This is a genomic window from Streptomyces sp. NPDC057136 (assembly GCF_042670885.1).
GTDB lineage: Bacteria > Actinomycetota > Actinomycetes > Streptomycetales > Streptomycetaceae > Streptomyces.
The window spans coordinates 65,242-77,636 of sequence record NZ_JBHUUV010000009.1 but is presented as its reverse complement, the minus strand read 5'-3'; the positions used below and the strand labels follow the sequence as shown (position 1 = coordinate 77,636).

The following is a 12,395-nucleotide window of genomic DNA, read 5'->3' as shown; positions in this document are numbered from 1 at the left end:
CGCACCCCCACACCGCCGCGTCACGCGAAACCCCAGGTCAGAAGCCCGCGTGACGCTCGTGACGCTGTGACGCAGAAATCCGCACCTAGGACAGTCGCGCGCCCGGAACGCCAACCCAAAGCTTTCGTCATCGAAGCGATGGACGACACAAGGAGCGTCACATGGAGACCGCCCGAATCGCTCAGGGCGATGACAGCACCCTCGTTCTCCTCACCGTCGAAGAAGCCGCGCGCCGCCTCCAGATCGGCCGCACGACCTGCTTCACCCTCATTCGCTCTGGGGCCCTGGAGTCCTTGATGATCGGCCGACTCCGCCGGGTGCCTGCCGATGCGCCGGCCGCATACATCGCGCGCCGCCGTACTGAGGACTGCGGAGCCTGACCTGCTCGACAACGGAGCGCCGTCCCTGCCTGGGGCGGCGCTCCGGCCATTCCTCCCCACCGATTTGAAGGAGATCCCGCCCGTGGCGGAGAAAAAGCGCACTCGCCGGGCGAACGGCGAAACGGCCATCTACTTCGGCAAGGACGGCCGTTGGCACGCCCGGGTGCCGATGGGCTACAAGGACAACGGTGAGCCCTATCGCAGGCACATCACCCGCACCTCCGAAGACGCCCTGAACGAAGAGGTCAAGCGGCTGGAGAAGCAGCGCGACCAGGGAACTGCACAGCAGCCCGGCAAGCTGTGGACGGTCGAGAGGTGGCTGTGGCACTGGGTTGAGAACATTGCCAAGGACGTCGTCAGCGAGAACACCTACGACGGATACGAAGTCGCGGTTCGCGTGCACCTCGTTCCCGGCATCGGTAAGCACCGCATTGACCGCCTGGAGCCGGAGCACCTAGAGAGCCTGTACCGCCGGATGCAGAAGAGCGGCAGCAAGCCCGCCACGGCCCACCAGGCCCACCGCACGGCCCGTACCGCCTTCGGTGAGGCGGTGCGCCGTGGCCACGCCGCGAAGAACGCCGCAGCCCTGGCCAAGCCGCCACGGGTGGAGGAGCCGGAGAAGGAGATCGAGCCCTACTCGGTTGAGGAGGTGCAGAGCCTGCTGGTGGAGGTGAACAAGCGCCGCAACAGCGCCCGCTGGATGCTGGCGTTGGCGCTCGGTCTCCGGCAGGGGGAGACGCTGGGGCTGCGCTGGGTCGACGTGGACCTGGACCAGGAGTACCTGAAGCTCCGACGGAACCGGCTGCGGCCGAAGTACGAGCACGGGTGCAAGGAAGCGGAGCCGTGTGGGCGGAAGGCCGGGTACTGCCCGGACCGCAAGCAGGCGCGGCGCGAGACGAAGAACACCAAGTCGCGTGCCGGCCGTCGTGCGGTTCCCCTGCCGGGTCCTCTGGTCGTGATGCTGCGCACTCACAGGGAGGTCCAGGCTCGGGAGCGCAAGACCGCCGGGAATCTGTGGACCGAGTCGGACTACGTGTTCACGAAGCCGCTTGGGGGCCCGTTGAGCCCGAACACGGATTACCACGACTGGAAGAAACTGTTGGGTGACGCTGGGGTGCGTGACGGCCGTCTGCACGACGCCCGGCACACCGCGGCGACCGTCCTAATGCTGCTTGGTGTCCCGGACCGCGTGATCGACCAGATCATGGGCTGGGAGGCGGGCACGTCCGCGCGGATGCGCGCGCGGTACCTGCATGTGCCCGACGCCATGCTGAAGGACGTGGCGCGGAAGCTCGCGGAAGCCATCTGGGGGCCCTCGCTGAACGGCACTGTGGACAAAGACCAGAAGGGGTTGAGACAACGCAGAAGGGCCCCACCGCAAGCGGTGGGGCCCTTCGACGTATTGCCCGGTGAGAGCAATGGCGGAGGATACGAGATTCGAACTCGTGAGGGGTTGCCCCCAACACGCTTTCCAAGCGTGCGCCCTAGGCCACTAGGCGAATCCTCCGCGGCAAACAATACAAGACGTTGAGGAGTGCTCGCGAACCCGTTCCCCCCGAGACCGTCCGGAGGCCTCCCCGGGGTCGGATCGGGTGGACTTCGGGGGGTGGGGATCGGCTAAGGTGGGCGTCAGCCCCTCACGTGGCGCTATCTGACTGAACTCCCCCAGGGCCGGAAGGCAGCAAGGGTAGGTTGGCTCTGGCGGGTGCGTGGGGGGCCCTTGTGTTTCCGGGGCTTGTTGCGCCGGTGGTGTGCCCGGTGCGGGGCCGGTTGTCAGTCCGCCCCGATAACCTCGTATGTGTGTCGTCCCTTGCGCTGTACCGCCGCTATCGCCCCGAGTCGTTCGCCGAGGTCATCGGTCAGGAGCATGTCACTGACCCTCTCCAGCAGGCCCTGCGGAACAACCGGGTCAATCACGCGTACCTGTTCAGCGGGCCGCGCGGCTGTGGAAAGACGACCAGCGCGCGCATCCTCGCCCGCTGTCTGAACTGTGAGCAGGGGCCGACGCCGACGCCGTGCGGGGAGTGCCAGTCCTGCCAGGACCTCGCGCGCAACGGGCCGGGTTCCATTGATGTGATCGAGATCGACGCCGCTTCGCACGGAGGCGTGGACGACGCCCGTGACCTGCGGGAAAAGGCGTTCTTCGGGCCCGCGTCGAGTCGCTACAAGATCTACATCATCGATGAGGCGCACATGGTCACCCCGGCAGGGTTCAACGCCCTGCTGAAGGTGGTCGAGGAGCCGCCGGAGCATCTCAAGTTCATCTTCGCGACCACCGAGCCCGAGAAGGTCATCGGCACGATCCGGTCGCGTACACACCACTACCCGTTCCGCCTGGTCCCCCCGGGCACGCTGCGCGGGTATCTCGCCGAGGTGTGCGGCAAGGAGAACAGTTACGTCGAGGACGGCGTGCTGCCCCTGGTCGTGCGGGCCGGTGCGGGCTCCGTGCGTGACTCGATGTCGGTCATGGACCAGTTGCTGGCGGGAGCGGGCGACAACGGTGTGACATACGCCATGGCGACCTCGCTCCTCGGATACACGGACGGGTCCCTGCTGGACTCCGTCGTGGACGCTTTCGCGGCCGGGGACGGGGCTGCGGCCTTCGAGGTCGTGGACCGCGTGATCGAGGGAGGAAACGATCCGCGGCGCTTCGTCGCCGACCTCCTGGAGCGCCTGCGCGACCTGGTGATCCTGGCCGCCGTCCCGGACGCCGGGACCAAGGGCCTCATCGACGCACCCGCCGATGTGGTCGAGCGGATGCAGGCCCAGGCGGCGGTCTTCGGCGCCGCCGAGCTGAGCCGCGCCGCCGACCTGGTCAACGAGGGGCTCACCGAGATGCGCGGGGCGACGTCTCCCCGGCTCCAGGTCGAGCTGATCTGCGCCCGGGTGCTGCTGCCCGCCGCCTTCGACGACGAGCGTTCGCTCCAGGCCCGGCTGGACCGGCTGGAGCGCGGCGCCTCCTTCGCGACCGCCGCGGCAGGCCCCGCCATGGGGTACGTGCCGGGGCCGGAGGCCCACACCATGGCGCCGGTCGCGCCCCCCGCTGCCGTACAGCCCGCCGCCGTACAGCCCGCTGGTCAGCCCGAAGCCGGTCCTGCTGCCGCGCGTGCGGCGGTACGGGGCGAGGCGCCCGCAGCCGCGCCCGCAGCGCCCCCCGCGCCGCCGGTCGCGCCGCAGGCCCAGCCCGTGCCCGCGGCTCCGGTGGCTCCGGCCGCCCCCGCCCAGCAGCCGCCGGCGGAGCCGCCCGCCGGGCAGCGGCCCGGGGTATGGCCCGCCGCGGCCGGAGCCGATGCCGGTCGCCGTCCCGGCGGCTGGCCGACCGCATCCGTCCCCGGCCGGACACCGCCCGCGCAGACCGCACCTCCGGCTCCGGCTCCGGCCGCGCCCGTCGCCTCCGCGCCCCCGGCGCCCGAGCCGAGCCAGGCCGTGGCGCAGGGTGTAGGCGCCGCCCAGGTGCGGAACATGTGGCCGGACATCCTGGAGGCCGTCAAGAACCGCCGCCGGTTCACCTGGATCCTGCTCAGCCAGAACGCCCAGGTCACCGGCTTCGACGGGACCACCTTGCAGATCGGCTTCCTCAGCGCCGGAGCCCGCGACAACTTCGCGACCAGCGGCAGCGAGGAAGTGCTGAAGCAGGCACTCGCCGAGCGGTTCAACGCCCAGTGGAAGGTGGAGGCGGTCATCGACCCCTCGGGCGGCTCGGGCCAGCCGCCGCAGACCGGCGGCGGACGCCCGCCGGCTGCCCCCTACCAGCCACCCGCGCCCACTCCGCAGGCGTACGAGCCCCCGGCCCAGCAGCAGGGGTATGGACAGCAGGGGCAGCAGTCCCCGCAGTCGCAGTCGCAGGGCTCCGGCGGGCCCGGTGCCGAAGCCGTGCCGCAGACTCACTACGCTCCCGAGCCGCCGCGTTCCGTGGCGCCGGAGGACGACACTCCGGAGGCCGACGATCCGGATCTCGTCGACTCGGCGCTCTCGGGCCACGACCTGATCGTCCGCGAACTGGGCGCCACGGTCGTGGAGGAGTTCACGAACGAGCAGTGAGTACCAGCAGTGAGCACGAGCAGTGAGTGCGAGGGTGGCGTACGAGCCGGGAGCGCCTCCACGAAACGGCGGGCTCGAGTCCCGCCCCGTCCACGGGGCGGAGCCCGTCGAGCGCCCGGGCCCCCGGCGGCTAGGCTGCACCCCGTGAAGGTCCTCGTCATCGGCGGCGGCGCCCGCGAACACGCCCTGTGCCGCTCTCTCTCCCTCGACCCCGACGTCACCGCTCTGTACTGCGCCCCCGGCAACGCCGGCATCGCAGAGGTGGCCGAACTGCACCCGGTCGAAGCGCTCGACGGCGACGCCGTCGCGCGCCTCGCCACCGAACTGGGCGCCGAGTTGGTGGTCGTCGGCCCGGAGGCACCGCTTGTCGCCGGAGTCGCCGACTCCGTGCGCGCCGTCGGCATCCCCTGCTTCGGCCCCTCGCGCGAGGCGGCCGAGCTGGAGGGGTCCAAGGCATTCGCCAAGGACGTCATGGCCGGCGCCAACGTCCCGACCGCCCGCAGCTACGTCTGCACCACCCCCGCCGAGATCGACGAGGCCCTCGACGCCTTCGGCGCCCCTTACGTCGTCAAGGACGACGGTCTGGCGGCAGGCAAGGGCGTCGTCGTCACCGACGACGTCGACGAGGCCCGTGCCCACGCGCTGGCCTGCGACCGTGTGGTCATCGAGGAATTTCTCGACGGCCCCGAGGTCAGCCTCTTCGCGATCACCGACGGCACCACCGTGGTGCCGCTCCAGCCCGCCCAGGACTTCAAGCGCGCCCTCGACAACGACGAGGGCCCGAACACCGGCGGCATGGGTGCGTACTCGCCCCTTCCCTGGGCCGACCCGAAGCTGGTCGACGAGGTCATGGAGAGCGTCCTCCAGCCGACCGTGGACGAGCTCCGCCGCCGCGGCACCCCCTTCTCCGGGCTGCTGTACGCGGGTCTCGCGATCACCTCGCGCGGCGTCCGGGTCATCGAGTTCAACGCCCGCTTCGGCGACCCCGAGACCCAGGTGGTCCTGGCCCGTCTGAAGACCCCGCTGGCCGGTGTCCTCCTCGCGTCCGCCAACGGCACCCTGGACCTCGTACCGCCGCTGAAGTGGCGCGACGACGCCGCCGTCACCGTGGTCATCGCCTCGCACAACTACCCCGGTACGCCCCGCACGGGCGACCCGATCGACGGGCTGGCGGACGTCGCGGCGCAGGATGCCCCGCACGCGTTCGTGCTGCACGCCGGGACCCGGCAGGACGGCGACGCGGTCGTCAGCGCCGGGGGCCGCGTGCTCTCGGTGACCGCGACCGGCAAGGACCTCTCCCAGGCCAGGGAGCGGGCCTACACGGCGCTCGGCCGTATCCGGCTCGACGGCTCGCGGCACCGTACGGACATCGCCCTGAAGGCCGCCGGGGCCTGACATCCGCCCCGGCCGCCCCGCGGCGTCACGCGTGCCCGGCACCTCTACGGAGGCGCCGGGCACGTGCATATCCACCCCCGTCCGTACGCCTCTCGTGCGCCGGGGTGCACGGCCCCCGTGCGCCGTACGTCACGCAAAAAGCGAACCCATATGAACCGGCGCGTCAGCAGCTTTAGCCAAAGCCATTCCATCGGGTGACGACTCGGCCATCCGGATGACGCCCGCCGAGCTCCCAACTAGGGTGCGGCGCAAGCGTTCCGGCACTTGGCCCACCGGCATTGCGATGTCAGTGACGGGTGCCACAGTGGGGGAGTGAGCAACACCGTCGCGGGGACAGAGGGGGTGACATCCGGCCGTGTCCGGTACCGGGTTGGGTGAGGAGCTGGGCGCGCTGGCTGCGCGTGCCCGAGCTCTCGCTCTGCTGCGCATCCGCAGCAGAGCAGTGGCCGTGGCGATCCTGCCCGTGGCCGTGGCCGTCGTGCTGCTGACCGCGGCGATACAGGGCCGTATCAACGGCAGCGTCTGGGACACCGTGCGCTGGACGGTGACCGCCGTCGCGCTCGTCGTGCTGCTGGTCGCCGCCGCGGTCGCTTTCGCGGTCGCCAGGGCGAGACCGGCGGTCAGCCCGACCATCGCCGTCACGGAGGAGTCCGCGCCCGACCTCTATCGACTGGTCCGGGATCTGGCCGACCGGCTCGACGTTCCGGCCCCGTCCGCCATAGCGCTGACCCCGGACTGCGACAGCTGGCTGGAGGACCGTACGCATCCCTCCGCCCAGCCACGCGCATCGGCCGTGGCCAAGGGCCTCGTGGCCGGGCGGCCACGCCGAAGGGTGCAGGCTGCCCCCATCCTGGTCATCGGCTCTCCCTTCCTCTGGTGGATGCGGGTCGCCGAGCTGCGGGCGGTCCTCGCCCCGGTCGTCGCCGGCACGGGCTCGTCCGCGCACCCGGACATAGCCGCGGCCCGCCGTTTCGTCCGTGGGCTCGACGCCGCGGTCGCCGACGCCGCCGCGCCCGGCCAGGGCGGGATACGCGGACTGCCGCTCGCCTTCGTCGGCTGGGTCGCCCGGATCCTGCTGCGCAGCAGCCGCGACCACGCGGCCGAGATGGAGCGGTGCGTCGCCGCCGCCGCGTCGATGCGCGCCCAGAGCGTGGACTACGGGCTGCGGATCGTCGCCCAGGAGCAGGTCGGCCTCGCCTACGCGGGCTGGGACCGGCTGCTGACCCGGGTCGCGCTGCCCGCCTGGCGGATGGGCCGCTGGCCGTCGCGGCTCGACGCGGGCGTCGTCTCCGCCCTGACCGAGCTGTCCCGCCGGGACCGGCTGGCGGAGGGCTTCGCCTCCCGTCTCGGCGAGCGCCCCGCCTGCGACCTCCTGGAAGAACCGGGCACGGCCGATGAAGCGGCCTCGCTGCTCGCCGCCAGGCTCTTCCACGGCGGGCCCGCGGAGAGCGGCCCCGACTGGTCCCCCGTCGACTGGCAGCAGTATCCGGAGGAGGTCGTCGACCGGAAGTGGCGCGCCGAGGCCGCCCGTCTCCACCGGGTCCTCGACGCCATGGGCGTGCCGCCCACGACCACGATCGACGCGGCCGACCCGGCGGTCCCCACGCTGGCCCGCGTCATCGGCCATCTCGCCGGCCCCTCGGCGGGCGGCGAGGAGCTCGCCGCCGGAATCGGTGCCGCGGTGGCCCGCGAGGAGGCGGCCCAGGCCCCCCGGCCGACGGCCGGCGGCGCAGACTCCGCGAAGAGCGGCACGGGCGCCGACCCCCTCGACTTCTGGGGCTCCGACCCGCTCCCGCTCTTCCCGCTCCAGCCGCCTCGTACGGGCACGGAGCTGCTCGCCGACCACGTGGTGGCGATGGTCTGCTGCGCCGCCGTCGACACGGCGGGCGCGGCCCCCGGGCTCGACTGGCTCGACGGCCCTGCACTCCTCGTCGACGGGCAACGCCCGGCCGACCTGGGCGGCCCGGTCCTCAGCCTGGTCGAGGACGGCGACGCGGAACCGCTGCGTACGTGGCTCTCCGAGGTCGGAGTTCGCACGGACAAGCCCGTCCGCCTCGTGTGACCGGCGGGCAGGGGCGGCCCTGCCCCACCGGCCGGGGCGGGGCCGCCCCTGCCCAGCCGTCCCCGCCCACGGAGGTGAGAATCCGCCGTATACGACGAGCCTGTCTTCCCGCCCCGGCATCCCCAACACCCGGAAGCCCAGGTCCGTTCACGTCAATTCGCGACGAACGGTGACGGAGTGCATGCGTTATGTGATGTGCTGGGGATCGGCGCTGACATCCGGCGCACCAGAGTTGTCCGGGGGACTCGAGGGAGGGGAGCGGTATGGGAGAGCAGATTCGGCGATGGGAGTCGGGTGCCCTCGCGCATGCCGTGAGCGATCCCTTCGGGCAGGGCCCCCTGCCCTGGCTGCGCGGCAGCGAGAACTACTTCGACGACACCGGCCAGGTCGTCCCCTGGTACGCGGACCCCGAACTCGGCCGGGGCGGCGCCGGCGGCGGTACGCGTACCGCCGACGACGTCCACCGCCAGATCAAGGGCTTCGTCTCGCCCGGCGCCGCGGCCCCCGGTGAGGCGATCGACTTCCACATCACGGTGGACCCGCCCCAGCAGTTCTCCGTCGACGTCTACCGGATCGGTCATTACGGCGGCGACGGCGCCGCCAAGATCACCACCAGCCCCCGGCTCTCCGGCATCGTCCAGCCGGCCCCGCTGGCCGCGGACCGTACGGTCTCCTGCCACCACTGGTGGCTCTCCTGGCGGCTCCAGATTCCCAGCTACTGGTCCGTCGGCGCGTACGTGGCCGTCCTCACCACCGCCGACGGCTACCGCTCCCACATCCCGTTCACGGTCCGCGACGACCACCCCGCCGACCTGCTGCTCCTGCTCCCGGACGTCACATGGCAGGCGTACAACCTCTACCCGGAGGACGGCCGTACGGGCGCCAGCCTCTACCACGCCTGGGACGAACAGGGACGGCTGCTCGGCGAGGAGGACGCCGCCGCCACCATCTCCTTCGACCGGCCGTACGCGGGCGCGGGGCTGCCCCTCCACGTCGGGCACGCCTACGACTTCATCCGCTGGGCCGAGCGGTACGGATACGACCTGGCGTACGCCGACGCCCGCGATCTCCACGCGGGCCGCGTCGACCCCAGCCGCTACCGGGGCCTGGTCTTCCCCGGCCACGACGAGTACTGGTCCGTGCCGATGCGCCGTACCACCGAGCTCGCGCGCGACACCGGCACCTCGCTCGTCTTCCTCTCCGCCAACACCATGTACTGGCAGGTCGGCCTCTCCCCGTCCGCCTCCGGTGTCCCCGACCGCCTGCTCACCTGCCGCAAGCGTCGCGGCCCGGGCAAGCCCGCCCTGTGGCGCGAGGTCGACCGCGCCGAGCAGCAGCTCCTCGGCATCCAGTACGCGGGCCGGGTCCCCGAACCCCACCCCCTGGTCGTGCGGAACGCGGAGCACTGGCTCTGGGACTCGACCGGCGCCACCGAGGGCGACGAGATCGACGGGCTGGTGGCGGGCGAGGCCGACCGCTACTTCCCGCGCACCACGCTCCCCGAACACGAGAACCGCATCCTGCTCGCCCACTCGCCGTACCGGGACGGCGACGGAGTCACCCGCCACCAGGAGACCTCCCTGTACCGGGCACCGTCCGGCGCCCTCGTCTTCGCCTCCGGCACCTTCGCCTGGTCCCCGGCCCTGGACCGCCCCGGTCATGTGGACCCCCGTATCCAGCGCGCCACGGCCAACCTCCTCGACCGCATCTGCAAGCGCGACTGACCCTCCCGGGCGCTTCAGCACCCATCTGGAGGCCCCGCCCCTCGTGGCTCCACCCTGATACGGGACAATCGGAACGACTCCTGGATCAACCTACGCGGAGGCAGCGTGTCCGGTTTCGTAGAAAAGCCCGAGCCCGTGCAGGTCCCGGGTCTCACCCACCTGCACACCGGCAAGGTGCGCGACCTGTACCGGAACGAGGCGGGCGACCTCGTCATGGTCGCCAGCGACCGTATGTCCGCGTACGACTGGGTCCTGCCCACCGAGATCCCGGACAAGGGCCGTGTCCTCACCCAGCTGTCGCTGTGGTGGTTCGACCAGCTCACCGATCTCGTACCGAACCACGTCCTGTCCGCGGAGCTCCCCGCCGGAGCCCCCGCCGACTGGGCCGGCCGGACGCTCGTCTGCAAGTCGCTGCGCATGGTGCCCGTCGAGTGCGTCGCGCGCGGCTATCTGACCGGTTCCGGACTCGTCGAGTACGAGGCGTCCCGCACCGTCTGCGGCCTCGGTCTCCCCGAGGGCCTCGTCGACGGCTCCGAGCTCCCGGGCCCGATCTTCACGCCCGCCACGAAGGCGGCCGTCGGGGACCACGACGAGAACGTGAGTTACGAGGAAGTGGCCCGGGAGGTCGGTGCGGAGACGGCCGCCCTGTTGCGCCGCACGACCCTCGACGTATACGGCCGGGCCCGCGACATCGCGCGTGAGCGCGGGATCATCCTCGCCGACACGAAGTTCGAGTTCGGTTTCGCCACCAACAGCGAGGGCGAGGACGAGCTGATCATCGGGGACGAGGTACTGACCCCCGACTCCTCGCGCTTCTGGCCCGCCGAGACCTGGCAGCCGGGCAGGGCCCAGCCCTCGTACGACAAGCAGTTCGTGCGTGACTGGCTGACCTCGCCGGCCTCCGGCTGGGACCGCAAGAGCGAGCAGCCGCCCCCGGCGCTGCCGCAGCAGATCGTGGACGCGACCCGCGCCAAGTACATCGACGCCTACGAGCTGCTGACCGGTACCACCTGGTCGTAGCGCCCCCCTGCGGACACGAAGAAGGCCCCGGTCACGAGGACCGGGGCCTTCTTACGTGGAGCGAACGACGAGGTTCGAACTCGCGACCTCAACCTTGGCAAGGTTGCGCTCTACCAGCTGAGCTACGTTCGCAGTGCGCCGAAGCGCGGTGCCTACTATACCCATCCTCGCTGCCGTGCGAGACGCACTGCCGCATGACGGTTCTCCGCACCGAGTTCGGAGACGGCTGGCGACAGGTAGTTGCGCACAGTTCCCTGCGACAGCGACGCCCGCTCCGCGATGTCCGCGACGGGTGCTCCGTCCGCCGCCAGCTCCAGCACCTCCGCCTCCCGGGCGGTCAGCGGCGGGTCCCCGGCGGAGATCGCATCGGCAGCCAACTCCGGGTCCACATAACGGTTTCCGGCGTGCACCGTACGAATGATCTCAGCCAGCCGCCGGGCGCTGACCGTCTTCGGTACGAGCGCCCGGACGCCCGCCGCGAGCGCGCGTTTCAGGTGCCTGGGCCTGCCATGACTCGTCACGATCACCGTCCGGCAGCCGGGCAGTTCCGCCCGCAGCGATGTGGCGACCTTCACACCGTCGGCGCCCGGCATCTCCAGATCCAGGACCGCGACATCGGGCCGGTGGGCCAGCGCCGTCGCGAGCGCTTCCCCGGCGTACTGCGTGGTCAGCAGGACGGTCGTACCGCCCTCCCGCAGCTCCTGGACCAGCCGCCAGGTGTCGCGCCGCCCCTCGGCGTCGAGCCCCGTCGTCGGCTCGTCCAGGAAGAGGACCTCCGGCCGCCCGAGCAGGGCGAAGAGCTCGCCGCGTGCCACCGAGAGGGAGATACCGCTCACTGCTTCGAAGCCGCCCGCATACCGCCGCCGGACCGCGTTCGCCTCGATTGCGGTGTCGGCGGGGAGAAAGTCGTCGCTGGTCATGACTCAAGACTTGCGCCGGATCACGCCCGCGAGCAGTGCGTGCTGTCACCACTGCGCATGACAAACGTCATGCGTCGATTACGGATACGACAAAGGCCCCGGTCGATTATCGACCGGGGCCTTTGATCACGAGCGGACGACCAGGTTCGAACTGGCGACCTCAACCTTGGCAAGGTTGCGCTCTACCAACTGAGCTACGTCCGCATTGCTGCCACTCGGCTTTCACCGGTGGAGCGCTCACCACTCTACCTGATCCACTAAGTGGTCAGACAGTGCGATGCAGAGCGGGTGACAGGAATTGCACACTGCGCCTTCCCCCTGGAAGGGGGATGTTCTACTACTGAACTACACCCGCACGCGGCTCGGGACCCGGCCTTTCGGCCTCGCCCCTCGGCGTGCTCCAGACTCTAGCCGACCTGCAGGGGTGTCGCGCAAGTCGGCTCCCCGCGGGTGTCGCGAGGAGAGTCCGGAGCGGGCGCCGCGGAGCGCTTCGGCGTCGGCCGCTCTCAACTGGCGGCGTGGAACGCCTCGTAGACCTTCTTGGGAATCCGGCCCCGGGCAGGCACCTCCATCCGGTGCGACCGGGCCCAGGCGCGGACCGCCGCAGGGTCAGGGGCGAGCGACGTGTGGTGGTACGACACGGGAGTCTTGCCGTGCTTGCCGGCATTTGTCTGCTTCCGGCCGGCCGCCACGTACGGCGCCAGCGTCTTGCGCAGTTTCTTTGCATTGGCGGGATTGAGGTCGATCTCGTACGACTTCCCGTCCAGGGCGAAGGTGACCGTTTCCGCCGCTGTTCCCCCGTCGATGTCGTCGGAGAGCGTAACCACTACGCGCTGAGCCACGGATATCGGTC

At 71.1% G+C, this 12,395-nt stretch carries 8 protein-coding genes, 4 tRNA genes, 1 other RNA gene and 1 pseudogene; 8 read left to right on the top strand and 6 right to left on the bottom strand.

The window, feature by feature from the left end; genetic code table 11:
- Positions 1-161 precede the first annotated feature (161 nt).
- Together ACFT7S_RS14015 and ACFT7S_RS14010 are read left to right on the top strand one after the other, a co-directional pair.
- Positions 162-380, top strand: a complete 219-nt coding sequence (locus tag ACFT7S_RS14015) for an excisionase family DNA-binding protein (RefSeq protein ID WP_382730998.1) — start codon at positions 162-164, stop codon at positions 378-380.
- Positions 381-462: 82 nt separating this feature from the next.
- Positions 463-1,725 (top strand): annotated as a pseudogene (locus ACFT7S_RS14010) (tyrosine-type recombinase/integrase); the annotation flags it as partial.
- 74 nt (positions 1,726-1,799) lie between these two features.
- On the opposite strand, the gene ACFT7S_RS14005 reads toward ACFT7S_RS14010, so the two are convergent.
- A tRNA-Ser gene (locus ACFT7S_RS14005) sits at positions 1,800-1,887 on the bottom strand.
- A 121-nt stretch (positions 1,888-2,008) separates the two neighbouring features.
- Here ACFT7S_RS14005 and ffs point away from each other — a divergent pair.
- From ffs to ACFT7S_RS13975, 6 genes are all read left to right on the top strand, one after another.
- Positions 2,009-2,105, top strand: an RNA gene (gene ffs, locus ACFT7S_RS14000) — signal recognition particle sRNA small type.
- A gap of 75 nt (positions 2,106-2,180) precedes the next feature.
- A complete protein-coding gene (locus ACFT7S_RS13995) occupies positions 2,181-4,421 on the top strand; it encodes a DNA polymerase III subunit gamma and tau (protein ID WP_382730995.1) in 2,241 nt (746 codons plus the stop codon).
- 144 nt (positions 4,422-4,565) lie between these two features.
- Positions 4,566-5,816 carry a phosphoribosylamine--glycine ligase gene (gene purD, locus ACFT7S_RS13990; RefSeq protein WP_382730993.1) on the top strand — a complete coding sequence of 417 codons (1,251 nt, stop codon included), beginning with the start codon at positions 4,566-4,568 and terminating at the stop codon, positions 5,814-5,816.
- Between the two features lie 355 nt (positions 5,817-6,171).
- Positions 6,172-7,878: a hypothetical protein gene (locus tag ACFT7S_RS13985; RefSeq protein ID WP_382730991.1), complete on the top strand. Its 1,707-nt coding sequence runs from the start codon at positions 6,172-6,174 to the stop codon at positions 7,876-7,878.
- 263 nt (positions 7,879-8,141) lie between these two features.
- The gene (locus ACFT7S_RS13980) at positions 8,142-9,602 is read left to right on the top strand and encodes a N,N-dimethylformamidase beta subunit family domain-containing protein (RefSeq protein WP_382730989.1); all 1,461 of its coding nucleotides are present in this window, start codon (positions 8,142-8,144) and stop codon (positions 9,600-9,602) included.
- A 105-nt stretch (positions 9,603-9,707) separates the two neighbouring features.
- Entirely contained in the window at positions 9,708-10,622 is a 915-nt protein-coding gene (locus ACFT7S_RS13975) for a phosphoribosylaminoimidazolesuccinocarboxamide synthase (protein WP_382730986.1), read from the top strand.
- Positions 10,623-10,678: 56 nt separating this feature from the next.
- Here the strand turns inward: ACFT7S_RS13975 and ACFT7S_RS13970 are convergent.
- From ACFT7S_RS13970 to ACFT7S_RS13950, 5 genes are all read right to left on the bottom strand, one after another.
- Positions 10,679-10,754, bottom strand: a tRNA-Gly gene (locus ACFT7S_RS13970).
- Positions 10,755-10,777: 23 nt separating this feature from the next.
- Positions 10,778-11,542: a response regulator gene (locus tag ACFT7S_RS13965; RefSeq protein ID WP_382730983.1), complete on the bottom strand. Its 765-nt coding sequence runs from the start codon at positions 11,540-11,542 to the stop codon at positions 10,778-10,780.
- 131 nt (positions 11,543-11,673) lie between these two features.
- Positions 11,674-11,746: transfer RNA gene (locus tag ACFT7S_RS13960), tRNA-Gly, on the bottom strand.
- 79 nt (positions 11,747-11,825) lie between these two features.
- Positions 11,826-11,897: transfer RNA gene (locus tag ACFT7S_RS13955), tRNA-Gly, on the bottom strand.
- Positions 11,898-12,048: 151 nt separating this feature from the next.
- Positions 12,049-12,384 (bottom strand): Lsr2 family protein, encoded by a 336-nt coding sequence (locus tag ACFT7S_RS13950; RefSeq protein WP_382730981.1) that lies wholly within the window; start codon positions 12,382-12,384, stop codon positions 12,049-12,051.
- Between the last annotated feature and the right edge of the window lie 11 nt (positions 12,385-12,395).